The sequence below is a fragment of the Streptomyces rubellus genome, assembly GCF_036323805.1.
In the GTDB taxonomy this organism is placed as follows: Bacteria; Actinomycetota; Actinomycetes; order Streptomycetales; family Streptomycetaceae; genus Streptomyces.
On the sequence record NZ_JAZDCX010000002.1, the window covers coordinates 281,898 to 306,609 of the forward strand.

Sequence of the window (24,712 nt, forward strand, 5' to 3'; positions counted from 1 at the left end):
AACCCGTCACGCCTTAATCGACACAAACCGTACGAAAAACCTCGGGAGTGCGCCGCACCGCAACGCGCCCCCCGGGCACCCCGGTCCCGGCGCCCGACGGCACCGGGACCGGCTACAGCAGCCCGTCCCACATCTGCTCGAGCAGCACCGACCACCAGTTCTCCGGACCCGCCAGCGCCGCCGGATCCAGACACGCCAGCATCGCCTGGAAGTCCACCGTCCAGCGCCCCGCCTGCTCCGGCGTCAGCCCGTACCGCAGCCGCCACATCCGGCCCAGCAGCGCCAGACAGCGCACGAACTCCGGCAGCCCGCTGTTCACGAACTGCGGCACCGCCGACTGCCCGCCCGGACCGCCCTCCAGCGGAACCGCCACGATGTGCGCCGTCCCGTACTGCACACACAACTGCCGCCCGAAGTCGTTGCCCATCACCAGGTACGAACCCGCGTCCGCCGCCGGCACCACCCCGCGCTCCTGCGCCAGCTCCGCCAGCGTCGGCACCGGACGACCCGGCTGCGCCTGCGCCCAGAAGAACGGACCGAAGTCCACCGGCAGCCCCGCCCACATCAGCGTCTGCGCCACCACCTCCGGCACCCCCTGCCGGGAGACCGCCCGCTGGTCGAAACGGAACACCGCCTGCGGGCCGAACGCCTCCGCCAGCTCCTGCGCCACCCCCTGCGGCGGAACCGGCGGCGCGGGCTGCACCTGCGGCAGCGGCACCCGCACCGGAGCCGGCCGCGCCGGGCCGTCCGCCACCTGGTGCAACTCGCCCTGGTGCTCCACCAGTTGCCGCACCCCCTGCTGCCGCGACGCCACATCACGACCATACGGGGCGGTGTGACTGATCCGCACCTGCGGCCAGCTCTCCCGCACCATCCGGGCGCAGTAACCGCCGGGCGCGTCACAGCACTCCAGCTCCGTGTGCAGCTCCAGCACCTGCTGCGGCGCGATGCCCATCGCCCGCAGCTCGTACAGGATCTGCCACTCCGGATGCGGAGTGCCCGGCGCCGACCGGCGGATCAGCTGCTGCTCCGAACCGTCCGGCGCGCGGTAGCGCAGCACCGCCATGTAACCGGGACCCACCGTCGGCACACCGGGGGACGGCTGCGGATAGCCGTACGACGGCACGCCGGGAGCACCGGGGGCGCCCACCGGGGCACCGGGCGGCGGGCCGGGCGGCCCGGGAGGCCGGGGCGCCGCGGACGGCGGAGTGCCCGGGCCGCCCGCCGAGGGATCGGCCAGCATCGTCGCGGCGTGGTGCACCCCGCCCGGCGGCGTGCCCGGCGCCTCCGGCGGACCGGAGGGCGGGGACGGCGGCGACTGCTGCTGTTGCTGCTGCTGCTGCTCCGGCGGGCCCTGCGGATCGTCGAGTGCCGGCGCCAGCCGCGTCCTCGGCAGCGCACTGCCCTCCGGCATCAGCTCCGTCCGCGCCCCCGCGTCGGACCGCGCCGCGGGCGCCTCCTCGTCCTCGTCGTCGCTCCCACTGATCGGCGGCGCGAACACCGTCATGGGCGGCGGCACCGAACCCGCGCCGCTCCCGCTGCCACTGGTGTCCGCCGCGTCCCACGGAGAACCGCCCGCCGGAGCCGACGCCGGAGGCGGCGTCGCGGACGGGGAAGCCGGAGCCGGAGTCGGAGAGGAGGGCGTCGGAGAAGAGGACGCCGGAGAAGAAGACGCCGGAGAAGAGGAGGCGGCCGGCGGCGTCGCGGACGCCACCGGAACCCCGGCCCCGGACGACCCGCCCGCACCACGGCGATCGGGAATGCCCAACTGGTCCGCCGCCTCCTGCAACCACTCCGGCGGCGTCAGCAGGAACGACGTCGCCTCCAGATCGACCCGCTGCGGCGGCGACGGCGGCACCGGCTCGGCAGCCGCCGCACCGTACTCCTCCTCGTACCGCCGGATCACCTCACCCACCGGCAGCGCCGGCCACAGCGTCGTCTCACCACTGTCCCGGGCGATCACCAGCCGCTGACCGCCGTCCCCCGACGACGAACCGCCCTCCCCGGGACCGCCCCCCGGGCTCCCCGAACCCAGCGGCCCCTCGGCCCACGCGACGAAACCCAGACCGAACTCCCGCACCCGCACCTCACGGTGCTGATACGCCGGAACGCCCCCGTTGACCCAGCGCTCCGCACGCTCCTGCGCCTGCGCGAACGTCACCATCGAGCTCACCCCTCCACCGGAACGGCACGCGCGAACCCGCCGTCCACCATCAGGCCGGCCACGGTCTCCAACTCCGGCGGATTGCCCGCCAGCCGCAGCAGGAAGTCGTCGAAATCCGCCCCGCAGGGCAGCAGCAGCCGCTCCACCCGCTCCCCCACCGACAGCCCCTCCCGGTCCCGCACGTCGTCGTACGCGCAGAACCACACCGAACCCGGCCCCGCACCGCGCACCTTCACCGCGATGATCCCGCCCTGCACGAACCCCACACCCAGGTAGTCCTTCGTCAGGTGGTCCCGCAGGCACTTGTTCACATACACCAGGTCGTTGACCGCCGCCTCGTCCCGCACCGTGAAGAACGGCTGGTCCAGCAGCAGCCCCAGCTCCGCGTCCAGCGCCACCCCCGCCGGCGCACACCCGCCCGCCGCCTTCAGGAACAACCGGTACGCCTCCGGCAGCCGGTACCCCAGCGTCTCCTCCACGTCCAGCACCTGCTCCTCGGACACCGCCACCTGGTGCGGCACCTCGAAGTGCACCGGACGCGTCTCCTGCAACGGCCGCGTCCCCCGCTTGCCGTGGTCCACCGCCGCCGTCGCCAGCCCGCCGTGATGCCGCAGCAGCGCCTTCACCTCGATCGGCACCAGCTCCAGCCGGCGGCTGTGCGCCACGTGATGCCACGTCCAGCCGTGCGGCGTCGCCACCGGCGGCAACTCCGCCCACAACTCGTGGCCCGCCGCGTGCTGCGCCGTGTTCGCCGACACGTAGTCCGTCAACCGCAACTCGTCGGCACCGAAACCCTCCGGCGGCTCCGCGATCTCCACCGCCGCACGCGCATACGGCGAGAAGTCCGGAAAACCCCGCTCGTCCACCCGCACACCCCGCGGATGACGGGCGGCCCGCACCGGATCCGGAAAACGCACGACCTGCCCGGCATAGGCCGTGTTCGGCGGCGAGGACTCTCCCCCGAACCGAGAACCGGAGGAAACCCCCGACCCGGGCCTACCTGTCGTCATGGCGGTGCCCCCTGCTGGCAACTGGCTGATGAGCGTCGACAAGCGCCGATGAGCGACGACGAACGCCGACCGGCACAGCCTATGCGCTACCCCGACCCCCGGTCCCGCCCCGCCGCCCCGCACCACCACCCCTCCCACACCCCCACAAGACACGCGCTGCAACCACCCCTGCTTTCCCAACAGCCGTCACATTTGGCACCCTGAACCCACGCCATCGGGGTGATGCGCGGGGAGGAAGCCCAAACCATGCACGTCACACAGCACCACACAGCGGACCGGCAGCCCGGACAGCCCGGCGACCCCCGCATCGGCTGGGGCACCCCCGACGACGACGCGCCCACTCTCCGTCACCGCCGCGACGGCATCATGCCCACCGTCGCCGCCGCACTCTCCGTCCGCGGCCAGACCCTCACCTGCACCGCCGGCAAAGCCGACCAGCCCCCCGTCCTCCACCCCCTCGTCCAGGACCACCTCGACACCCTCACCACCGACCACCGCGACCGCCACACCGGCCGCTGCCCCGAGGCGATCCTCCTCTCCCGCCACCTCACCTCCGTCGAAGCCGCCCGCAGCAAAAGAGCCCGCCGCAAACCCCTCTCCATCGGCGAAGCGCGCAAAGCCCTCAAACAGGCCAAGATCACCACCCGCCGCATCCGCGAGGACGGCGACCCCCGGCACGGCACCTACGCACCCCCCTGCCGCTCCTGCACCGCCCTCCTCAACCACTTCGGCGTCCGCGCGGTCGACCCCACAGGAGCAGCAGACCGGTGACCATCCCCCACCCCGGCCCCCGTCACACCACCACCCGCTTCCCCGCACCCGTCGACGCCGCCCTCCGCGCCGCCGGCTGGCACCCCGGACGCCGGGACATCGCACAGGCCGAGGTCTGGGCCGACACCCTCCGCGACCACCGCTCACCCGCCGGGCACCAGCACGCGATCTTCCCCGCCGCCGTCGAGGCCTGGGCCGAATTCGGCAACCTCCACATCACCGGCACCGGACCCGGACGCCACATCGCCCCCGTCGGCCTCCACATCGATCCCCTGCGCGGCATCCACTGGGCCCGCACCCTCTCCGACCTCGGCCGCGCACTCGACACTCCCGTCACGCCCCTCGGCGAGGAGGACCACGGCGACGCACTCCTCGCCATCGACGCACAGGGCCGCGTCTACAGCCTCGACCACACCGGCGACTGGTACCTCGGCCCCACCGTCGACGCCGCCCTGACCACCCTCGTCACCGGCACCCGCCCCGGCCGCCTCAGCCGCGAACCCGACTGACCACCCGGCCGGGGATCGTGCGGCGCCCGCTCACGCCCGGTCCGGGATCACCGCCGACACCCGGCTGCGTTCACCCGGGGGCAACCCCCGGACCCCCGGCCGGGGATCGTGCGGCGCCTGCTCACGCCCGGTCCGGGATCACCGCCGACACCCGGAAACCGCCACCCGACGTCGGCCCCGACACGAACCCCCCGCCCAGCGCCGCCACCCGCTCCCGCATCCCCACCAGACCGTTGCCCCCACTCGGCAGCCCGGCGTCCCGCACACCCTCCGCCGGAGCCTCGTTCTCCACCAGCACCGCCACCTCACCCGGACGATGCGCCAGCCGCACCCGCGTCCGCGCACCCCCCGCGTGCTTGTGCACGTTCGTCAACGCCTCCTGCACCACCCGGTACGCCGTCCGCTCCACCCGCTCCGCGTACGAACGCACCTCACCCTCCACCGACAGCTCCACCGGCATCCCCGCCGCCCGCGACTGCCCCACCAGCACCGCCAGCTCCCGCAGCCGCGGACCCGGCCCCCCGCCCTCCGCGGAATCCCCGGCCGGAAGCCCGGACGCGCGCCGCTCGTCCGACTCCCGCCCCGCCGCCGCGGCCGCCACCTCGGCGACCTCCGCCACCCGCGCCAGCGGACGTTCCCCGGCCCGCTCCGCCCGCCCGGCCCGCTCTGTCTCCTCGGCCTTCCCGACGACGACCCCGGCCGGCTTCGTCTCGTGGGCCCGCAGCACACCCAGCATCGTCCGCAGCTCCGTCAGCGCCTGCCGCCCCATGTCCCCGATCAGCGCCGCGTTCCTCGACGCCTTCTCCGGGTCCTTCAACGCCACCGCCTGCAACGCCGCCGCGTGCACCACCATCAGACTCACCCGGTGCGCCACCACGTCGTGCATCTCCCGGGCGATCCGCGTCCGCTCCTCGTTGCGCGCCCACTCCGCACGCTCCTCCGCACGGTCCGCCAGCAGCGACAACTCCCGCTCCAGACCGTCCGCCCGCTCCCGCAGACTCTCCACCAGCCGGCGCCGGGCCCCCACATACAGCCCCAGCAGCACCGGCGGAGCCGTCATCCCCACCGCCATCGTCACCGAGACCGACGGAAAGAACCACGCCGGCGGGTCGTAGCCGTAGTCCTCCTGCCCCACGCTCTGCCGCATCTGGACCAGCACGATGATCAGCGTCCCCAGCCCCTGCATACCGGCCAGCAACGCGATGATCCGCCGCGGCACCTCCGACGCCGCCAGCGTGTAGAGGGCCACCGTCCCCAGCACATAGCCCGTCTCGGCGGGCGTCACCGCCAGCGCCACCAGCACCACCGCGATCGGCCACCGCCGCCGCAGCACCAGCGTCAACCCGGCGAGCGCACCCAGCCCCACCGACGGCCACACCGGAACACCGGTCTCACCCGCGAACGAAGCCCCCTGTGCCGCGCACTCGGCAGCCGCCACCAGCGCCAGCAGCACATCCAGCACCGCACTCCGACGCCGCTCCCACCACAGCGGCCCCCGAGGCGCAGCACCCTGGTCACGGGTTTTGACGCCTTCCCCCGTCTCGGTCATACGGCCCAGCCTACGACCGCCCGCCACCGGTTTTCGGGGCGGCAACGCCGACCAATGGCCATATGTGAACAGAGGGAAAGCGCCGCTTTTCACCCGAACAAATGAACAAGGCGAACTTTCGAGACAGGAACACCTCTACGGGGTCAAGGTGGTGCCATGGTCCAAGCCAAGACGGAACTGAGGGAACGCGCCCGCGCCCTGCGCCGCGCGGGCAGGACGTACGACGAGATCGTCGCCGAACTGGGGGTCGCCAAGAGTTCGGTGTCGCTGTGGGTGCGGGATCTGCCGAAGCCGCCGACCCCGCCGGAGCGGCTGCACCGCATGAGAGAGGCGCGCTGGGCTCCGCACCGGCGCGCCCGGGACATCAAGCGCCGGCAGACGAAGCTGGCGGCGGCCAACGAGATCGGCCGCATGACCGACCGGGACCTGTTCCTGGTCGGGGTGGGGCTCTACTGGGCCGAAGGTGCTAAGAGCAAGCCGCACCGGATGCGGGAGGACGTGATCTTCGTCAACAGTGACCCCGGGATGATTCAGGTCTACCTGAGCTGGCTAGCGCTGCTCGGGATCGCGAAGAGTGGATGGCAGTTCCGCGTCATGATTCACGAGTCGGCGGATGTAGCTGCCGCCGAACGCTACTGGGCGGAGCTCGTGGGGGTGGATGTCGTCGGCCTGGACAAGACCACGCTCAAGAAGCACAACCCTGTGACAGCGCGCAAGAACACGGGCGAGACATACCGGGGCTGTCTCACGGTGCGGGTCCGCGACGGGGTGGATCTTTACCGTCGCATTGAGGGCTGGTGGTACGGCATAGTAGTGGGAGTCAGCCGGCGCCCTGAATGAGTGCCCGATTTGACGCCTTGTGTAATCCCCTGTGGTGTAATTGGCAGCACAACGGTTTTTGGTGCCGTTTGTCCAGGTTCGAGTCCTGGCGGGGGAGCTGTTGAGTTCGAGTGAGGGCCCTGATCCGGAGGATCAGGGCCCTCACTCGTGTGCGCGGACTGCGCCCGCCCGGCGTGCGGGCGGGCCGACTTGAGCTTGACGTAGGGGAAGGGGGCAGCCTGAAGGCTGATTCCCCTAGGGGGCCGTCACCCGTTCCTCCTACCCGGGGTTCGTCCTGCGGCAGGACGAGGGCGGGACGGGGCGTCCCTAGGCTTCTGTGTGGACCGCCGGACGGCGAGGGGTGGGGTTACCCCCCGGTGGACACGGTGCCGCGCACCATCGCGGCACCCGCCCCGGGGGCGGCAGGCTCGGGCGTACCGGGGAAACGGCCGGGGGCCGCCCGGAAGTTCCGTCCCAGGAACCAGAGAACGACCGCGACAGACACAAGTAGTCGACATAGGAGACATACCGTGACAACGGCTGTAGCGAATCCCAGGACCGGGGGCAGTGGAGGAAGCACGGCCGTCGCCGCGCGGGCGCGGCAGGTCCTCAAGGCGTACGGCTCCGGTGAGACCCGGGTGGTGGCGCTGGACGAGGTGGACGTGGACATCGCGCGGGGTGCGTTCACCGCGATCATGGGCCCGTCCGGTTCCGGCAAGTCCACGCTGATGCACTGCCTGGCCGGACTGGACTCGGTGACGTCGGGGCAGGTGTGGATCGGGGAGACCGAGATCACCGCGCTGAAGGAGAAGAAGCTGACCCGGCTGCGCCGGGACAAGATCGGCTTCATCTTCCAGGCGTTCAACCTGCTGCCCACCCTGAACGCGCTGGAGAACATCACCCTCCCGATGGACATCGCCGGCCGCAAGCCGGACAAGGAGTGGCTGGACCGCGTCGTGGAGACCGTCGGCCTGTCCGGACGGCTCAGGCACCGCCCCAACCAGCTCTCCGGCGGCCAGCAGCAGCGCGTGGCCGTCGCCCGGGCCCTGGCCGCCCGACCCGAGATCATCTTCGGCGACGAACCGACCGGCAACCTCGACTCGCGGGCGGGTGCGGAGGTGCTGGGCTTCCTGCGGCGTTCGGTGGACGAGCTGGGCCAGACGATCGTGATGGTGACGCACGACCCGGTGGCGGCGGCGTACGCGGACCGGGTGCTGTACCTGGCGGACGGGCGGATCGTGGACGAGATGCGGCGGCCGACGGCCGAGGCGGTTCTGGACCGGATGAAGGCGTTCGACACGTTCGGGCGGGTGTCATGATCGTCAAGACTTCACTGCGGAACTTCTTCGCGCACAAGGGCCGGATGCTGCTGAGTCTGGTGGCGGTGCTGCTGTCGGTGGCCTTCGTGTGCGGGACGCTGGTGTTCACGGACACCATGAACGCCACGTTCGACCGGCTGTTCGCCGACACGTCGGCGGACGTGACGGTCTCGTCCCAGGACGCGGAGAGCGACGAGAGTCCGGCGACGGGGAAGCCGGAGACGGTGCCGGCTTCGGTGCTGGAGGAGATCCAGGGGGTCGAGGGGGTCGCCTCGGCGGCCGGGAGCGCCTTCAGCACGAGTGTGACGGTGGTGAACTCCGAGAACGAGAACATCGGGTCCACCACCGGTGCTCCGACGATCGCGAGCAACTGGGGGGAGTCCGACGAGCGGTCGATGGAGATCGCGTCGGGCCGGGAGCCGCGCGGTCCGGGGGAGGTGATGGTCGACGCGGACACGGCGGAGAAGCACGGCCTGGAGCTGGGCGACGAGCTGCGCACGATCTCGGCGCTGGGCGACTTCCGGGCCGAGATCGTGGGTGTGACGGAGTTCCGGACGACGAATCCGGGCGCGACGGTGGTGAACTTCGACACCGAGACGGTGCAGGAGAGGCTGCTGGGGGGCTCGGACGTCTACACGGAGATCCACGTGACGGCGGCCGAGGGCGTCAGCGAGGAGGAGCTGAAGGAGAACGTCGCCGCGGCGCTGGGCTCGGACGAGTACAAGATCCAGACGCGGGAGGAGTACACCGCCGAGGGCATGGAGGACATCGGCGGCTTCATGGACTTCATGGAGTACGCGCTGCTGGCCTTCGCCGGTGTGGCGCTGCTGGTGGGGATCTTCCTGATCGTCAACACCTTCTCGATGCTGGTGGCGCAGCGGACGCGGGAGATCGGCCTGATGCGGGCGATCGGTTCGAGCCGCCGGCAGATGAACCGCTCGGTGCTGGTCGAGGCCGTGCTGCTGGGTGTGCTGGGATCGGTGCTGGGCGTGGCCGCCGGGGTGGGGCTGGCCGTCGGGCTGATGGAGCTGATGGGCCTGCTGGGCATGAACCTCAGCACGGACGACCTGACGGTGAAGTGGACGACGCCGGTGGTCGGTGTGTCGCTGGGTGTGCTGGTGACGGTGCTGGCGGCGTACCTTCCGGCGCGGCGTGCCGGGCGGGTGTCGCCGATGGCGGCGCTGCGGGACGACGGTCTGCCGGCGGAGGGCAGCCGGGTGGGCCGGGTGCGTGCCGGTGTGGGCCTGGTGCTGACGCTGGCCGGTGCGGGTGCGCTGCTGGCGGCGTCGGGTGCGGACGAGATGGCGGTCGGCGGCACGTACCTGGGTCTGGGTGTGCTGCTGACGCTGGTGGGTTTCGTGCTGATCGGGCCGATGCTGGCGGCGTTCCTGGTGCGTGGGCTGGGCGCGGCGGTGCTGCGGATGTTCGGTCCGGTGGGGCGGCTGGCGGAGCGGAACGCGTTGCGCAATCCGCGCCGTACGGGTGCGACGGGTGCGGCGCTGATGATCGGGCTGGCGCTGGTGGCGTCGCTGTCGGTGGTGGGTTCCTCGCTGGTGGCGTCGGTGAGTGACGAGCTGGACAAGTCGGTGGGGGCGGACTTCATCCTGCAGTCGGACACGGGTGCGCCGCTGGTGCCGGGCGCGGCCGAGGCGATGCGCTCGGTGGACGGTCTGGAGCATGTCACCGAGTACCGGGTGCTGGACGCGGTGCTGACGCCGCCGGGCGGGGAGCCGGTGGAGGAGTCGGTGACGGCTGCTTCTCCGACGTACGCGGAGGATCTGGGGACGGAGACGGTCTCGGGTGAGCTGGCGGCCGCGTACGAGCCGGACGCGATGTCGGTGCCGGAGGACTTCGCCGAGAAGCACGGCCTGGAGGTCGGTGAGAAGGTCCGGGTGGACTTCGCCGGCGGTGAGGCCGCGGAGCTGACGGTCAACGCGGTCACGGTGGCGGACAGCAGCATGGACCAGGGCGCGATGTATCTGAGCATCGCGACGGCCGAGCGGTATGTGCCGGAGGAGGAGATGCCGCTGAACCAGATCATGTTCGCGAAGGCGGAGGAGGGCCAGGAGGACGCGGCGTACGCGGCGCTGAAGCAGGAGCTGGAGCCGTTCCCGCAGTACACGGTCCGCAACCAGGCCGACTACAAGCAGCTGCTGGAGGACCAGGTGGGGCAGTTGCTGAACATGGTGTACGGGCTGCTGGCGCTGGCGATCGTGGTGGCGATCCTGGGTGTGGTGAACACGCTGGCGCTGTCGGTGGTGGAGCGGACGCGGGAGATCGGTCTGATGCGGGCGATCGGTCTGTCGCGGCGGCAGCTGCGGCGGATGATCCGGCTGGAGTCGGTGGTGATCGCGCTGTTCGGTGCGCTGCTGGGCGTGGGGCTGGGCCTGGGCTGGGGTACGGCGGCGCAGCAGCTGCTGGCTCTGGAGGGGCTGATGGTCCTGGAGATCCCGTGGCCGACGATCATCACGGTGTTCGTGGGTGCCGCGGTGGTGGGTCTGGCGGCGGCGCTGGTGCCGGCGTTCCGGGCGGGGCGGATGAACGTCCTGAACGCGATCGCCACGGAGTAGGCGCGGGGGGCTGTTCCGCGGTCGTCGGCGGCCCGGTTCCGGTGGGTGCGGTCTTGCCTGCCGGGGCCGGGCCGCCGACGGTGTGCCGGGGGGCGGTGCGGCGGCGCCGGGGGGCGGGTCCGTCGTAGGCTGGGACCCCCGGCCCGCGCGGCGTGTCGGGCTGTTCGTGTTGTCCGGGCGTGGTCCGTCCGGGTGTGTGTCCCTGTCGTCCAGCCCCTGGGATGGAATGCCTCGATGAGTCTCACCGGTCTTCTTGACGCCGTCGTTCGGGATCCCGCACTGGACGAGGCGGTGCGGGCCGCGGCCGACGGCGGTCGGTACGGGGTGGATCTGGTCGGCCCGCCGGCGGCGCGGCCCTTCGCGGTGGCGGCGCTGGCGCGGTCGGCGGGGCGCACGGTGCTGGCGGTGACGGCGACGGGGCGGGAGGCCGAGGAGCTGGTGTCGGCGCTGCGGTCGCTGATGCCGGCGGGGGACGAGAACGCGGTGGTGGAGTACCCGGCGTGGGAGACGCTGCCGCACGAGCGGTTGTCGCCGCGTTCGGACACGGTGGGGCGGCGGCTGGCGGTGCTGCGGCGGCTGGCGCATCCGCGGGCGGACGATCCGTCGGCGGGGCCGGTGCGGGTGGTGGTGGCGCCGGTGCGGTCGGTGCTTCAGCCGCAGGTGAAGGGGCTGGGGGAGCTGGAGCCGGTGGGTCTGCGCGCCGGGCAGCAGACGGAGATGGGCGCGGTGGTGGACGCGCTGGGGGCGGCGGCGTACGCGCGGGTGGAGCTGGTGGAGAAGCGGGGGGAGTTCGCCGTGCGCGGCGGGATCCTGGACGTCTTCCCGCCGACGGAGGAGCATCCGCTGCGGGTGGAGTTCTGGGGCGACGAAGTGGAGGAGATCCGCTATTTCAAGGTGGCCGACCAGCGGTCTCTTGAGGTGGCGGAGCACGGTCTGTGGGCGCCGCCGTGCCGTGAGCTGCTGCTGACGGACCGGGTGCGGGAGCGGGCGGCGGAGCTGGCGCGGGAGCATCCGGAGCTGGACGAGCTGCTGGGGAAGATCGCCGAGGGCATCGCGGTGGAGGGGATGGAGTCCCTGGCACCGGTGCTGGTGGACGACATGGAGCTGCTGCTGGACGTGTTGCCGGCGGGGAGCATGGCGGTGGTGTGCGATCCGGAGCGGGTGCGGACGCGGGCGGCGGATCTGGTGGCCACGTCGAAGGAGTTCCTGCAGGCGTCGTGGGCGGCGTCGGCGGGGGGCGGACAGGCGCCGGTCGATCTGGGGGCGGCGTCGCTGTGGTCCCTGGCGGACGTCCGGGAGCGGGCGCGCGAGCTGGGGATGATGTGGTGGTCGGTGAGCCCGTTCGCCGCGGGCGCGGCGGGCGGTGAGCTGGACGGTGAGCCGGCCGGGGACGCGCTGACGCTGGGGATGCGGGCTCCGGAGAGTTACCGGGGGGACACGGCGCGGGCGCTGGCGGACACCAAGGGGTGGCTGGCGGACGGCTGGCGGTGTGTGTTCCTGACCCAGGGGCAGGGTCCGGCGGCCCGGACGGTGGAGGTGCTGGGCGGTGAGGGGATCGCGGCGCGGCTGGAGCCGGAGCTGGGTGAGATCGCCCCGTCGGTGGTGCACGTGTCGTGCGGGACGGTCGAGAGCGGGTTCGTCGATCCGGGGCTGCGGCTGGCGGTGCTGACGGAGACGGATCTGACGGGTCAGCGGGCGGCGAGCCGTGAGCTGGGCCGGATGCCGGTGCGGCGGCGGAAGACGATCGATCCGCTGACGCTGCGGGCGGGGGACTACATCGTGCACGAGCAGCACGGGGTGGGCCGCTACATCGAGATGGTGCAGCGCACGGTGCAGGGCGCGACGCGCGAGTACCTGGTGGTGGAGTACGCCCCGGCCAAGCGGGGGCAGCCCGGTGACCGGCTGTTCGTGCCGACGGACCAGCTGGAGCAGATCACCAAGTACGTGGGCGGTGAGCAGCCGTCGCTGCACCGGCTGGGGGGCGCGGACTGGACGAAGACGAAGGCGCGGGCGAAGAAGGCGGTCAAGGAGATCGCCGCGGATCTCATCAGGCTGTACTCGGCGCGGATGGCCGCACCCGGTCACACTTTCGGCCCGGACTCGCCGTGGCAGCGGGAGCTGGAGGACGCGTTCCCGTATGTGGAGACGCCGGACCAGCTGACCACGATCGCCGAGGTGAAGGCGGACATGGAGAAGCCGGTGCCGATGGACCGGCTGGTCTGCGGGGACGTGGGCTACGGCAAGACGGAGATCGCGGTGCGGGCGGCGTTCAAGGCGGTGCAGGACGGCAAGCAGGTGGCCGTGCTGGTGCCGACGACGCTGCTGGTGCAGCAGCACTTCGGGACGTTCTCGGAGCGGTACGCGCAGTTCCCGGTGAAGGTGCGGGCGCTGTCGCGGTTCCAGTCGGACGCCGAGGCGAGGGCGGTGCTGGAGGGGCTGCGGGACGGCAGCGTGGATGTCGTCATCGGTACGCACCGGCTGTTCTCCTCGGAGACGAAGTTCAAGGACCTGGGTCTGGTGATCGTCGACGAGGAGCAGCGGTTCGGTGTGGAGCACAAGGAGCAGCTGAAGAAACTGCGGGCGAACGTGGACGTGCTGACGATGTCGGCGACGCCGATCCCGCGGACGCTGGAGATGGCGGTGACGGGCATCCGGGAGATGTCGACGATCACCACGCCGCCGGAGGAGCGGCATCCGGTGCTGACGTTCGTCGGGCCGTACGAGGAGCGGCAGATCGGTGCGGCGATCCGGCGGGAACTGCTGCGCGAGGGCCAGGTGTTCTACATCCACAACCGGGTGGAGTCGATCGACCGGGCGGCGGCGCGGCTGCGGCAGATCGTGCCGGAGGCGCGGATCGCCACGGCGCACGGCCAGATGTCGGAGGCGGCGCTGGAGAAGGTGGTGGTGGACTTCTGGGAGAAGAAGTTCGACGTGCTGGTCTCCACGACGATCGTGGAGTCGGGCATCGACATCTCCAACGCGAACACGCTGATCGTGGAGCGGGGCGACATGTTCGGGCTGTCGCAGCTGCACCAGTTGCGGGGCCGGGTGGGCCGGAGCCGGGAGCGGGGTTACGCGTACTTCCTGTATCCGCCGGAGAGGCCGCTGACGGAGACGGCGCACGAGCGGCTGGCGACGATCGCGCAGCACACGGAGATGGGCGCGGGCATGTATGTGGCGATGAAGGACCTGGAGATCCGCGGGGCGGGGAATCTGCTGGGCGGGGAGCAGTCCGGGCACATCGCCGGGGTGGGTTTCGACCTGTACGTGCGGATGGTGGGGGAGGCGGTGGCCGACTTCCGGGCGGCGCTGGAGTCCGGCGGCTCCGAGGGCGCGGCGGAGCCGCCGCCGGAGGTGCGGATCGAGCTGCCGGTGGACGCCCATGTGCCGCACGACTACGCGCCGGGGGAGCGGCTGCGGCTGCAGGCGTACCGGGCGATCGCGGAGGCGGACTCGGAGGAGGACATCGCGGCGGTCCGGGAGGAGCTGGCCGACCGTTACGGTCCGCTGCCGGAGCCGGTGGAGAACCTGCTGCTGGTGGCGGGGCTGCGGATGCTGGCGCGGTCGTTCGGGGTGACGGAGGTCACGCTGCAGGGGCCGAACGTGCGGTTCGCGCCGGTGGAGCTGCGGGAGTCGCAGGAGCTGCGGCTGAAGCGGCTGTACCCGCGGTCGGTGGTCAAGCCGGCGGCGCGGCAGGTGCTGGTGCCGCGTCCGGCGACGGCGCGGATCGGCGGGAAGCCGGTGGTGGGGCGTGAACTGCTGGCGTGGGTGGGTGAGTTCCTGACCACGGTGCTGGGCTGAGGGCGCCCGGTCGGGGCGGGGCCGCCGATGGGAGCGGTCCCGCAGGGTTGACCTGGAGGTATGAAGGCGGACCGGTCCGGTGTTCCGGGCCGGTCCGCCCGTAGGATCGCGTCCATGGAGCAGCGAGTACTGGGAAGGACGGGCCGCGCGGTGTCCGTCGTGGGACTGGGCACCTGGCAGCTGGGTGCGGACTGGGGTCAGGTGCGTGAGGAGGACGCCCTGGCGGTGCTGGACGCGGCGGTGGAGTCGGGGGTGACGTTCTTCGACACCGCGGACGTGTACGGGGACGGCCGCAGCGAGCGGCTGATCGGCCGGTTCCTGCGGGAGCGTCCGCACCTGGACGTGTTCGTGGCGACGAAGACGGGCCGCCGGGCGGAGCAGCTGCCCGAGCACTACAGCTTGGACAACTTCCGGGCCTGGACGGACCGTTCGCGCACCAATCTGGGTGTGGAGACGCTGGACCTGGTGCAGCTGCACTGCCCGCCGTCGGAGGTGATCTCCTCGGACGAGGTGTTCGAGGGGCTGGACACCCTGGTGGCCGAGGGGCGGGTGGCGGCGTACGCGGTGAGTGTGGAGACCTGTGCGCAGGCGCTCGCGGCGATCGCCCGGCCGGGGGTGGCGAGTGTGCAGATCATTCTGAACCCGTTCCGGCTCAAGCCGCTGGAGGAGGTCCTTCCGGCGGCGTCGGAGGCGGGGGTGGGCATCATCGCCCGGGTGCCGCTGGCCTCGGGTCTGCTGTCGGGCCGCTACACCCGTGAGACGGTGTTCTCGCCGGACGACCACCGGAACTTCAACCGGCACGGTGAGGCGTTCGACCAGGGCGAGACGTTCTCGGGAGTGGACTACGAGACGGGTCTGGCGGCGGCGGAGGAGTTCGCGGAGCTGGCTCCGGAGGGCTTCACCCCGGCGCAGACGGCGCTGCGGTGGATCGTCCAGCAGCCGGGGGTGACCTCGGTGATCCCGGGGGCACGCAGCGTGGAGCAGGCGCGGGCGAACGCGCGGGCCGCGGAGCTGCCGCCGCTGCCGGCGGAGACGCTTCAGGCGATCGGGGAGCTGTACGACCGGCGGATCCGGGCGCAGGTGCACCACCGCTGGTGACGGGCGCGGGCGGCCGGTGGGGCCGGTGGGGCCGGTGGGGCCGGGCGGGAGCACACCGCCCGGCCCCACCGGCCGCTTCCGCTCCTTTTCGAAACGCTTACCAGTGTTATGCACGGTGTTTCCCCAGGTGGGCGAATGGCACCAGGGCCGCCGGGTAGCCGGAAGGACTCGTGGTCCCACGCACGAGGAGGCGGCAGTGAGTCAGGCGAACGTGTTCGTCATCGGGCTGGACGAGGAGAACCGGCGGACCCTGAGCGAGGTGCCGTACGCGGTGGACTACCGGTTCCACCCGCTGCTGGACGTCGCCGAGCTCCAGCAGGGCGAGATCCCGGTGGCGGAGCTGCTGGACAAGGCGTGCAAGGAGCTGGACGCCTTCGACGGGAGCGTCGACGCGATCGTCGGCTACTGGGACTTCCCGGTCAGCACGCTGGTGCCGATCCTGGCCGAGCGGTACGGGACGCGCGCCACCAGTCTGGAGTCGGTGGTCAAGTGCGAGCACAAGTACTGGAGCCGGCTGGAGCAGAGCAAGGTCATCGACGAGCACCCGCGCTTCGCGCTGGTGGACCTGGACGGTGAGCCGCGGCCGCCGGAGGGCCTGCGGTTCCCGATGTGGCTCAAGCCGGTCAAGTCCTACTCCTCGGAGCTGGCCTTCGGGGTGAAGGACGAGACGGAGTTCCGGCGGGCCGTGGCCGAGATCCGGGAGGGCATCGGCCGGATCGGCCGTCCCTTCGAGTTCGTCATGGACCGCCTCGACCTGCCGCCCGAGGTCGCCGAGGCGGGCGGGCAGGCGTGTCTGGCCGAGGAGTCGCTGTCGGGGGTGCAGGCGGCCGTCGAGGGCTATGTGTACGACGGCGAGGTGGTCGTCTACGGGGTGCTGGACTCGATCAACTACCCCGGCACCTCCTCCTTCCTGCGCCACCAGTACCCCTCGGCGCTGCCCGAGCCGGTGGTGCGGCGGCTGCGGGAGGTCTCCCGGCGGGTGATCGAGCGGATCGGCCTGGACTGGGCGACGTTCAGCATCGAGTACTTCTACGACGCGGCGAAGGACGAGATAGCCCTGCTGGAGATCAACCCGCGGCACTCCCAGTCGCACGCCGAGCTGTTCGAGTTCGTCGACGGGGTGCCCAACCACCACTGCATGCTCAGCCTGGCGCTGGGCCGCGACCCGGACCTGCCGTACCGCCGGGGCCCCTACGCGGTGTCCGGCAAGTGGTACCACCGGCAGTTCGCCGACGGCGTGGTGCGGCGGATGCCGACGGCGGAGGAGGTCGAGCGGGTGGAGCGCGAGATCCCCGGGGTGCGGGTCGCGGTGAAGGTGGCGGAGGGGCAGCGGCTGTCTCAGCTGTCGGGCCAGGACAGCTACAGCTACGAGCTGACGCACGTCTACGTCGGCGCGGACAGCGAGGCGGAGATGCGCCAGAAGTACGACCACTGTCTGGCGATGCTGCCCTACGAGTTCGGAGAGGAGTAGGTTCCCCCGTGCGCTGTGTGACCAGCCTGCCGTACGCGGTCAAGGAGGAGGAGCACGTCTGGATCCCGGTCTCGGACGGGACCCGGCTGGCGGCCCGGATCTGGCGCCCGGTCTCCTCCGACACCGAGCCGGTGCCCGCGGTCCTGGAGTACATCCCCTACCGGCGGCGCGATCTGACCTCGGTGCGCGACTCGATCCACCACCCCTACATCGCCGGGCACGGCTACGCGTGCGTGCGGGTGGACGTCCGCGGCACCGGCGAGTCCGAGGGGGTGCTGCGCGACGAGTACCTGGAGGTGGAGCAGACCGACGCCGAGGACGTGCTGGCCTGGCTGGCCGAGCAGCCCTGGTGCGACGGCGGCACCGGGATGATGGGCATCTCCTGGGGCGCCTTCGCCGCGCTCCAGGTGGCCGCCCGCCGCCCGCCGAGCCTGAAGGCGATCGTCATCTCCTCCTTCACCGACGACCGGTACGCCGACGACATGCACTACATGGGCGGCTGCCTGCTGTCGGACAACCTGGCCGAGGCGGGCACGATGTTCGCCTACGCCACCTGCCCGCCGGACCCGGCGCTGGTGGGGGAGCGGTGGCGCGGGATGTGGCGGGAGCGGCTGGAGAACACCCGGCCGTGGGCCCTCGAGTGGCTGCGCCACCAGCGGCGCGACGAGTACTGGCGGCACGCCTCGGTGTGCGAGGACTACTCGGCGGTGGACGTCCCGGTGCTGGCCTCCAGCGGCTGGGCGGACGGCTACTCCAACGCCGTCACCCGGCTGCTGGAGAACCTGGACGTGCCGCGCCGGGGACTGATCGGCCCGTGGTCGCACAAGTACCCGCACCTGGGGCAGCCGGGGCCGGCGATCGGCTATCTGCAGGAGGTGGTGCGCTGGTGGGACCACTGGCTCAAGGGCGCCGACAACGGGGTGCTGGACACGCCCGTGCTGCGCGCCTGGATGCAGGAGAGCGTCCCGCCGTCCACCTCGTACGAGGAGCGGCCCGGCCGCTGGGTGGGTGAGCCCGACTGGCCGTCGCCGCACATCACGCCGACGGTGCTGCCGCTGGGCGCGCACCGGATCGGCCGCCCGGCGGAGTCGGCCGACGGCCGGGCCGAGGAGACGGAGCTGACGGTGCAGTCGCCGCTGTCGGTGGGCCAGTTCGCCGGGAAGTGGGCCTCGTACAACGCGCCGCCGGACCTGCCGTACGACCAGCGCGAGGAGGACGGCGGCTCCCTGGTGTTCGACAGCGACGTCCTCACCGAGCGGGTGGAGATCCTCGGCGCGCCGAGCGTGGAGCTGGAGCTTTCGGTGAGCGAGCCGGTGGCGACGGTGGCCGCCCGGCTATCGGACGTGGCCCCGGACGGCCGTGCCACCCGGGTCACCTACGGGCTGCTGAACCTCACCCGCCGCGACGGCCGCGACGAGCCCGAGCCGCTGGTGCCGGGCCGCCGCTACCGGGCGACGGTGCGGCTCAACGGGGTGGCGCAGGCCTTCCCGCCGGGCCACCGCATCCGGCTGTCGCTGTCCACGTCGTACTGGCCGCTGGCCTGGCCGCCGCCGAGGCCGGTGCTGCTGAGCGTGTACACGCCCGCCAGCACCCTGACGCTGCCGGCGCGCCCGACCGCCGAGTCCGACGAGGTGTACGGGGACCCGTTCGGCGAGCCCGAGGGCACCGAGCCGCTGCGGACCACCCAGCTCACCCCGCCCGAGCAGCGCTGGACGGTCACCCGGGACCTGGTGGACTACGAGTCGGCGCTGGAGATCGTCAAGGACGGCGGCACGGTCCGCTTCGACGGCATCGACCTGACGGTGCGCCGCCGCGCCTGGGAGCGCTACGCCTCGGTGGCCGACGACCTCACCTCCGCACGGGGCGAGACGGAGTGGACGATGGAGTTCTCCCGCGGCGAATGGCGGGCGCGGACGGTGACCCGCCAGGTGCTGCGGTGCACCGAGGAGGAGTTCCTGCTGGACGCCACGCTGGACGGCTACGAGGGGGAGCACCGGGTGTTCTCCCGCACCTGGAACGAGCGCCTGCCCCGCGACCACGTCTGACGCGCCCGGCGCGGACCTGTGGAAGGGGCCTGTCCCCCGGGGAGCCGCCGACGGCAGCGGGGCAGGCCCGGTCCGCGCCCGGCGGGGTGCCCCTCAGAGCGGCAGGCTCCACTGGGCGGGCTCGGTGGTGAAGTCCAGCAGGTCCACCTCGACGTCGAGGTTCCTCGCGTCGGCCGGGGCGTCGAAGACGTACTCCGCGGTGGCCTTCCTGCCCGGCAGCAGGTTGCCCTGGAAGCCCTCGCCGACCTTGTCGTCGAAGACCTGCTCGGCGTTCACGCCCTCCTCGCCCGCGCGGGCGGCGGGCATGACCAGACTGATGTCGATCTTCTCGTCGCCGGCGTTCTCCAGGGTGACGGTGACCTTGTGGGCCTTGTTGCCCTCGGTGTGGCCTATCGAGAACTCACCGGGGGTGTAGGGGACGGCCTCGGAGACGGTGATGCTCAGACCGCTGTCGTAGCTCGCGGTGTCGCCCGCGCCGAGCGGCCCGTCCTCCGCTGTCTCCGTCTCCTTCTTCCCGGCGTCCCCGGCGTCCTCGGCGTCCCCGCTCTTGTCCGCACCGGACGCCGTGGCCTTGGTGGTGGTCGGCTCCTCCGCCGTCCCGCAGGCGGTGAGACCGCCCAGGGCGAGGACGGCGACGGCCGCGGCGGCGGTCAGACGCTTGCGGGCGGGGCGGTTCTGCTGAGCGGGCATGGGCGGGACACCTTCCGGACGTGTGGAGCCTTGAACGGTGAACCAACTACAGCAGGGCGTGTGAATAGAGTCAATGCACGGTTATCTCATTGAGATGTCAATGGATGCCGGATGGCGGGGTGCCGGGACCCGTCCGGCATCGGATCGGTATCGGCGTCCCGGGAGCGGGCCCGGGATGTCCGGGGCGGTGTATACCCTCGCTGCGAACGATGTCGGGACCAGTCGGAACCAGGAGTGAGAGCGCTGATGTACGGTCCGGCCGCCGCCCCGCCCCCCGTGCCCTCCCGCCGCGGGCCGGGCGCCGGGGGCATGGTGGTACGGCTGCTGTTCGCCGCGGTCCCGCTGCTGTCGCTCGGACTGCTGTCCTGGGTGCCCTCGCTGCGCTTCGCGGTCATCCGCGGGCGCCGGGCGGACTGGGCGGTCCTCGCCGTCTTTGTCGTGCTGACCGCGGTCTACGTGGTGCTGCTGGTCAACGTGCCCGCGAACGAGCCGGAGGGCGAGGAGGGGACGGCCTCCCTGCTGGCCGGGCTGTACATGGTGCTGCTGTTCGGCGGCGCCACCGTGCACGCCGTCCTCGGCGACCGCTTCCCGCGTGACCCCGCGCCGTATCCCCTCGTGGGGCACTCCGGCCCGCCTTCCGCCGGGTATCCGGCGCCGTACGCCGCCGCTCCCGCGGCCGGGCCCGGGGGCTACGGGTATCCGGGGCCCACCGCCCCCGTACCGTCCCAGCCGCAGCCGCAGCCGCAGCCGCCGCAGCCGCCGTCGACGCGCATGCGCCAGGTCGCCTCGGAGCTGGACGAGCTGGACGCGCTGCTGCGCGGACGACGGGACGGGCACGGGCAGGGGAGCCGGTGAACGGACGGCTGATCGCCGGGCGGTACGAGCTGACCGGACCACTGGGCCGGGGCGCCATGGGCCAGGTGTGGGGCGCCCGCGACCACGGACTCGGCGGGCGCCGGATCGCCGTGAAGCTGATGCACTCCGGTCAGGTCGCCTCGCTGTCGGGCGGTACGGACCCCGAGGAGCTGCGGGAGCGGTTCGAGCGCGAGTGCCGCGTCACCGCGCAGCTCGACCATCCGGGCCTGGTCGCCGTCCACGACGCCGGCCGGGACGGCGACGACCTGTATCTGGTGATGCAGCTGCTGGAGGGCAGCGACCTGCGCGACCACCTCGCCGAGCGGGAGCCCTACCCCTGGTGGTGGGCGGTGGCCGTGGCCGCCCAGCTGTGTTCCGCGCTGGCGGCGGTGCACGGCGTCGGCGTCGTCCACCGGGATCTCAAGCCCGGCAACGTCATCGTCCGGGAGGACGGCCGGGCCGTCATCCTGGACCTGGGCATCGCGTCGGTGCGGACGGGCGGCGAGACCGCCCGGCTGACCCGTACCGGCGCCCTCGTCGGCACCCCCGCCTACATGGCGCCCGAGCAGGCCGTGGGGGACAGCCCCGTCGGTCCCCGCGCCGACCTGTACGCGCTGGGGACGCTGCTGTACGAGCTGCTGACCGGACGGGTCCCCTTCCACGCCCCGGAACCGCACGGGGTGCTGTACAAGAAGCTCCACCACACCCCCCACCCGGTGCGGGAACTGCGCCCCGAGGCGCCCGCGGAGCTGGCCGACCTGGTGCGGCGGCTGCTGGACCGCGATCCGGAGGGGCGTCCCGCCGACGCCCACGAGGTGTACGCGGCCCTCGCCCCGCTGCTGCCCCGGCCCGGGGCACCCGGACCGGCCCTGCCGCTGGACCCCACCCGCCCGTTCCGCGAGCCCATGGCGCCGTGGCCGCCGTACGGCCCCGCCGGGTCCGCCGCCCCCGCGCCGGGCTTCGGGCCGCCGCCTCCGGCGGCTCCGCCGCCGTCCCCGGCGCCCGCCGGACTGGGCGCCACCCTGGAGGAGGCGCGCGCCCTGCTCGCCGCCGGCCACTACACCCGGGTCGCCGAACTGCTCGGCGGCGCCCTGCCCGTCGCCGTCGCCGAGCACGGCCCGCAGTCGCCCGTCGTCCGCACCCTGCGCAAGCAGTACGCGGCGGTGCTGCTGGACACCGGCCAGTACGCCCGGGCGCTGCCCGAGCTGACCCGGCTCGCCCAGGAGTACACCGCCGAGCGCGGGCCGTACGACCCGGTGGTGGCCCAGCTCCGCCGGGACGAGTCCCTGTGCCGGGAGCGGCTCGGCCGCTGACCCGGCGGCCGCTGCCCGGCCGGGCCGCCACCGGCCGTACGCCGAGAGTTAATCCGGGCGTCCCCCGACGGGCACCCGCCGGGCCGGGCGCGTGGTTACCCTCCAGCCGGGGCCGGGTGGTTCAATGCCGCGACCGGCCGCGCCGTCCTGCCCGCAGCGTCTGGAAACCACGTGCCGAAGCTCTCAGTCATCGTCCCCTTCCACAACGTCCAGGACTACGCGCCGGACACCCTGCGCAGCCTCGCGGCCAACGCGCGGCCCGGGACGGAGTTCATCCTGGTCGACGACTGCTCGACGGACGCCACCGGGGAGATCCTGGAGCGGGCCGCGGCCGGGCTGCCGCGCGCCCGGCTGCTGCGCCACGAGGAGAACCGGGGCATCTCCGCGGCCCGCAACACCGGCATCGACGCCGCCGAGGGCGACTACCTGACCTTCCTCGACGGCGACGACTGGTACGCGCCCGGCTATCTGGACGAGCTGGTGGCCGCCGCCGAGGAGCTGGGCTGCGACTTCGTCCGCACCGACCATGTGCGGTCCACCGGCCGCGCGCGCTCCGTCAAGCGGGCGCCCGCGCGGCGGCGGGACGCCGTGCTGGACCCCCGGGACGCCGTCGCGCCGCCCGAGATGGAGACGATGGTGGACTACCCCTTCGTCTGGGCCGGGATCTACCGCCGCGCCCTGTTCGACCCCGGCGAGGGGGCCGGCCTGCGGTTCACCGAGCATCTGCGCACCGCCGAGGACCGGGTGTTCACCTGGCAGCTCCACCTGCGCGCGCGGACGTTCGCCGTGGTCGGCCTGCTGGGGGTCTTCTACCGGCGCGGGGTGGCGAACTCCCTGACCCAGATCCGCGACGCGCGGCAGCTGGACTTCATCCCGGCCCATGACCTGATCCTGGCCGAGGTCGCCGCCGACCGGGACGCCGAACGCTTCCTGCCCAAGATCGTGCGGACCTACTGCGCCATGATCGCCTTCCACGCGGCCGGGGCGCAGCGCTACGAGCCCGCCGCCGCCCGGCGGCTGCGGCACGAGTCGGCGGCGGCGCTGCGCCGCATGCCGCGCGAGGTGCTGGGGGAGACGCTGGCGGCCATGGACCACGAACGAGCCCGGACGCTGCGGCGGCTGCTGGGCGGCGCGACCCGGAAGGCGGCCTGACATGCCGGACACCACCGACACGCCCGGCGCCACGGCCGGCGGGCGCACCCCCGTCCAGCTCTTCGAGGTCTCCACGCTCTACGGCGCCGCCACCCTGGCCGCCGCCCTGGACGCGGGTCTGTTCGGACCCCGGCACCGGGCGCTGCGCGTGCTGCTGGTCTCCAACAACGCCGAGGTGCCCGAGACCGCCTCCCGGCTGGACGGGATGCGGGGCTGGCACCGGATCGCCGCCCGCTTCGACCGGGTGGTGGACTGGAACGACACCATCCGCCCCCACCACCCCGGCACCTGGGCCCCGGCGGCCGACGACGCCCCGCTGTGGGAGCGGCTGTTCCGGGCGAACTGGGAGCTGGGCGACGGGCCGGTCGACCTGGTGGTGGAGTCGGTGCACGTCAGCCCGGCGAAGGCGCTGGCCGCGGTGTTCGCGAGCGCGTCCGTCCACGTCTACGCCGACGGCCTGATGAGCTACGGCCCCACCCGCGAGAAGCTGCCGCAGACGACCGCCTGCCGCATCCGGCGCCTGCTCCACCTCGATCTGGTGCCCGGTCTGCGGCCGCTGCTGCTGACCGAGTACGGGGTGCCGGCCGAACTGGTGCCGAACGAGGTGTTCCGGGCGGTGCTGGACGAGCTCGACGAACCCGCACCGGAGGACGGGCCGGACGCCGTACCGGCCGCGGGCACGGAGAACGCGCCCACCGCCGTGCTGCTGGGCCAGTACCTGGCGGCGCTGGGCATCCTCACCGTGGCCGAGGAGGAGGCGCTGCACGAGCGGATGCTGCGCGGCGCCGCCGCGGCCGGGCACCGGTCCGTGCTGTTCAAGCCCCACCCCACGGCCCCCGTGAGCTACTCGAGGACGCTGGACAAGGCCGCCGCGGACGCCGGGGTGCGGCTGATCGTCCTGGACCGCCCCATGCTGGCCGAGACGGTGTTCCGGCGCTGCCGCCCCCGGCTGGTGGTGGGCTGCTTCTCCACGGCCATGCTCACCGCCTCCGCGCTGTACGGGGTGCCCGTCGCCCGGGTGGGCACCGAGCCGCTGCTGGACCGGCTGGCGCCGTACCAGAACAGCAACCGCGTCCCGCTGACCGTCGTCGACGCCCTCGTGCCGGATCTGGAGACGGAGCGCCGGGGCGAGGTGGTCACCGACTCCGCGGCGGCGGTACGGCGGATCGGGCCGCTGGTGCGGGCCGTCGGGTACTGCATGCAGGCCGAGCGGTACCCCGGTCTGCGGGCCGGGGCCGAGGAGTGGCTGACCGTCCACCTCGGCGAGGACACCGCGCGCTACTTCAAACGGCGCCGGCTGACCGCGCTCGGTCTCCCCGGCGGCCTCACGCCCGGGTTGGTGCGGCGGCTGCCGGGCAGCGGTACCGCGCTGCGCGCCGCGCGCCGGGTGAGGCGGGCCGCCGCCGCCCGCGCCCGCGCGGACCGCGGGAGCTGAGAGCGGCGGCGGGGACGGGCCGGTCCATGGCCCCGGCCCGTCCCCGCCGCGGGAGCCGGTACTCCGGCGCGGTTCCGGGTGTCCGGCCGAGCGGTCCGGCCGGGAACCGGACCCCGTCGGGTGTCCCGGCGGTGGGCGGAG

General features: G+C 72.9%; 17 protein-coding genes and 1 tRNA gene. 14 read left to right on the forward strand and 4 right to left on the reverse strand.

Annotated elements, in window-relative coordinates:
* Positions 1-112 precede the first annotated feature (112 nt).
* Both V1L54_RS03640 and V1L54_RS03645 read right to left on the reverse strand, forming a co-directional pair.
* A complete protein-coding gene (locus tag V1L54_RS03640; protein WP_330116361.1) occupies positions 113-2,164 on the reverse strand; it encodes an SUKH-4 family immunity protein in 2,052 nt (683 codons plus the stop codon).
* 5 nt (positions 2,165-2,169) lie between these two features.
* Positions 2,170-3,174, reverse strand: a complete 1,005-nt coding sequence (locus V1L54_RS03645) for an SMI1/KNR4 family protein (RefSeq protein ID WP_330116362.1) — start codon at positions 3,172-3,174, stop codon at positions 2,170-2,172.
* A 246-nt stretch (positions 3,175-3,420) separates the two neighbouring features.
* Between V1L54_RS03645 and V1L54_RS03650 the strand changes: the two genes are divergently transcribed.
* A complete protein-coding gene (locus V1L54_RS03650; RefSeq protein ID WP_330116363.1) occupies positions 3,421-3,945 on the forward strand; it encodes a YwqJ-related putative deaminase in 525 nt (174 codons plus the stop codon).
* Entirely contained in the window at positions 3,942-4,454 is a 513-nt protein-coding gene (locus V1L54_RS03655; protein WP_330116364.1) for an SUKH-3 domain-containing protein, read from the forward strand. The genes V1L54_RS03650 and V1L54_RS03655 overlap by 4 nt, the downstream gene beginning before the upstream one ends.
* 121 nt (positions 4,455-4,575) lie before the next feature.
* Here the strand turns inward: V1L54_RS03655 and V1L54_RS03660 are convergent, their stop codons facing one another.
* Positions 4,576-6,003 (reverse strand): sensor histidine kinase, encoded by a 1,428-nt coding sequence (locus V1L54_RS03660; RefSeq protein WP_330116365.1) that lies wholly within the window; start codon positions 6,001-6,003, stop codon positions 4,576-4,578.
* A 156-nt stretch (positions 6,004-6,159) separates the two neighbouring features.
* On the opposite strand from V1L54_RS03660, the gene V1L54_RS03665 reads away from it, so the two are divergent.
* From V1L54_RS03665 to V1L54_RS03700, 8 genes are all read left to right on the forward strand, one after another.
* Positions 6,160-6,843 carry a hypothetical protein gene (locus tag V1L54_RS03665; protein WP_330116366.1) on the forward strand — a complete coding sequence of 228 codons (684 nt, stop codon included), beginning with the start codon at positions 6,160-6,162 and terminating at the stop codon, positions 6,841-6,843.
* A 25-nt stretch (positions 6,844-6,868) separates the two neighbouring features.
* Positions 6,869-6,940, forward strand: a tRNA-Gln gene (locus V1L54_RS03670).
* Between the two features lie 412 nt (positions 6,941-7,352).
* Positions 7,353-8,141, forward strand: a complete 789-nt coding sequence (locus V1L54_RS03675; RefSeq protein ID WP_330116367.1) for an ABC transporter ATP-binding protein — start codon at positions 7,353-7,355, stop codon at positions 8,139-8,141.
* Positions 8,138-10,711, forward strand: a complete 2,574-nt coding sequence (locus V1L54_RS03680) for an ABC transporter permease (protein ID WP_330116368.1) — start codon at positions 8,138-8,140, stop codon at positions 10,709-10,711. The genes V1L54_RS03675 and V1L54_RS03680 overlap by 4 nt, the downstream gene beginning before the upstream one ends.
* Before the next feature lie 234 nt (positions 10,712-10,945).
* Positions 10,946-14,512: a transcription-repair coupling factor gene (mfd, locus tag V1L54_RS03685; protein WP_330116369.1), complete on the forward strand. Its 3,567-nt coding sequence runs from the start codon at positions 10,946-10,948 to the stop codon at positions 14,510-14,512.
* A gap of 114 nt (positions 14,513-14,626) precedes the next feature.
* The gene (locus V1L54_RS03690; protein WP_330116370.1) at positions 14,627-15,610 is read left to right on the forward strand and encodes an aldo/keto reductase; all 984 of its coding nucleotides are present in this window, start codon (positions 14,627-14,629) and stop codon (positions 15,608-15,610) included.
* Positions 15,611-15,806: 196 nt separating this feature from the next.
* The gene (locus V1L54_RS03695; protein ID WP_330116371.1) at positions 15,807-17,081 is read left to right on the forward strand and encodes an ATP-grasp domain-containing protein; all 1,275 of its coding nucleotides are present in this window, start codon (positions 15,807-15,809) and stop codon (positions 17,079-17,081) included.
* An 8-nt stretch (positions 17,082-17,089) separates the two neighbouring features.
* On the forward strand, positions 17,090-19,126 hold the full coding sequence (locus V1L54_RS03700; RefSeq protein WP_330116372.1) for a CocE/NonD family hydrolase: 2,037 nt from the start codon (positions 17,090-17,092) through the stop codon (positions 19,124-19,126).
* A 93-nt stretch (positions 19,127-19,219) separates the two neighbouring features.
* On the opposite strand, the gene V1L54_RS03705 is transcribed toward V1L54_RS03700, so the two are convergent.
* The gene (locus V1L54_RS03705; protein WP_330116373.1) at positions 19,220-19,816 is read right to left on the reverse strand and encodes a DUF4352 domain-containing protein; all 597 of its coding nucleotides are present in this window, start codon (positions 19,814-19,816) and stop codon (positions 19,220-19,222) included.
* Positions 19,817-20,062: 246 nt separating this feature from the next.
* On the opposite strand from V1L54_RS03705, the gene V1L54_RS03710 reads away from it, so the two are divergent.
* The 4 genes from V1L54_RS03710 to V1L54_RS03725 all read left to right on the forward strand — a co-directional run bounded on the left by V1L54_RS03710 (position 20,063) and on the right by V1L54_RS03725 (position 24,571).
* Positions 20,063-20,671 carry a hypothetical protein gene (locus V1L54_RS03710; protein ID WP_330116374.1) on the forward strand — a complete coding sequence of 203 codons (609 nt, stop codon included), beginning with the start codon at positions 20,063-20,065 and terminating at the stop codon, positions 20,669-20,671.
* Complete coding sequence (locus V1L54_RS03715; protein ID WP_330116375.1) at positions 20,668-21,984, forward strand: serine/threonine-protein kinase; 1,317 nt, start codon at positions 20,668-20,670, stop codon at positions 21,982-21,984. The genes V1L54_RS03710 and V1L54_RS03715 overlap by 4 nt, the downstream gene beginning before the upstream one ends.
* A gap of 171 nt (positions 21,985-22,155) precedes the next feature.
* Positions 22,156-23,136, forward strand: coding sequence for a glycosyltransferase family 2 protein (locus V1L54_RS03720; RefSeq protein WP_330116376.1), 981 nt, complete (start codon positions 22,156-22,158; stop codon positions 23,134-23,136).
* A gap of 1 nt (position 23,137) precedes the next feature.
* Complete coding sequence (locus V1L54_RS03725) at positions 23,138-24,571, forward strand: polysialyltransferase family glycosyltransferase (protein ID WP_330116377.1); 1,434 nt, start codon at positions 23,138-23,140, stop codon at positions 24,569-24,571.
* Positions 24,572-24,712: the final 141 nt, after the last annotated feature.

What these genes read in the sequence shown, in the direction of transcription:
- V1L54_RS03640 (WP_330116361.1), bottom strand. Translation starts at nt 2,164, where the DNA reads ATGGTGACGTTCGCGCAGGCGCAGGAGCGTGCGGAGCGCTGGGTCAAC.
- V1L54_RS03645 (WP_330116362.1), bottom strand. Translation starts at nt 3,174, where the DNA reads ATGACGACAGGTAGGCCCGGGTCGGGGGTTTCCTCCGGTTCTCGGTTC.
- V1L54_RS03650 (WP_330116363.1), top strand. Translation starts at nt 3,421, where the DNA reads ATGCACGTCACACAGCACCACACAGCGGACCGGCAGCCCGGACAGCCC.
- V1L54_RS03660 (WP_330116365.1), bottom strand. Translation starts at nt 6,003, where the DNA reads ATGACCGAGACGGGGGAAGGCGTCAAAACCCGTGACCAGGGTGCTGCG.
- V1L54_RS03665 (WP_330116366.1), top strand. Translation starts at nt 6,160, where the DNA reads ATGGTCCAAGCCAAGACGGAACTGAGGGAACGCGCCCGCGCCCTGCGC.
- V1L54_RS03680 (WP_330116368.1), top strand. Translation starts at nt 8,138, where the DNA reads ATGATCGTCAAGACTTCACTGCGGAACTTCTTCGCGCACAAGGGCCGG.
- mfd (WP_330116369.1), top strand. Translation starts at nt 10,946, where the DNA reads ATGAGTCTCACCGGTCTTCTTGACGCCGTCGTTCGGGATCCCGCACTG.
- V1L54_RS03690 (WP_330116370.1), top strand. Translation starts at nt 14,627, where the DNA reads ATGGAGCAGCGAGTACTGGGAAGGACGGGCCGCGCGGTGTCCGTCGTG.
- V1L54_RS03705 (WP_330116373.1), bottom strand. Translation starts at nt 19,816, where the DNA reads ATGCCCGCTCAGCAGAACCGCCCCGCCCGCAAGCGTCTGACCGCCGCC.
- V1L54_RS03710 (WP_330116374.1), top strand. Translation starts at nt 20,063, where the DNA reads ATGTACGGTCCGGCCGCCGCCCCGCCCCCCGTGCCCTCCCGCCGCGGG.
- V1L54_RS03725 (WP_330116377.1), top strand. Translation starts at nt 23,138, where the DNA reads ATGCCGGACACCACCGACACGCCCGGCGCCACGGCCGGCGGGCGCACC.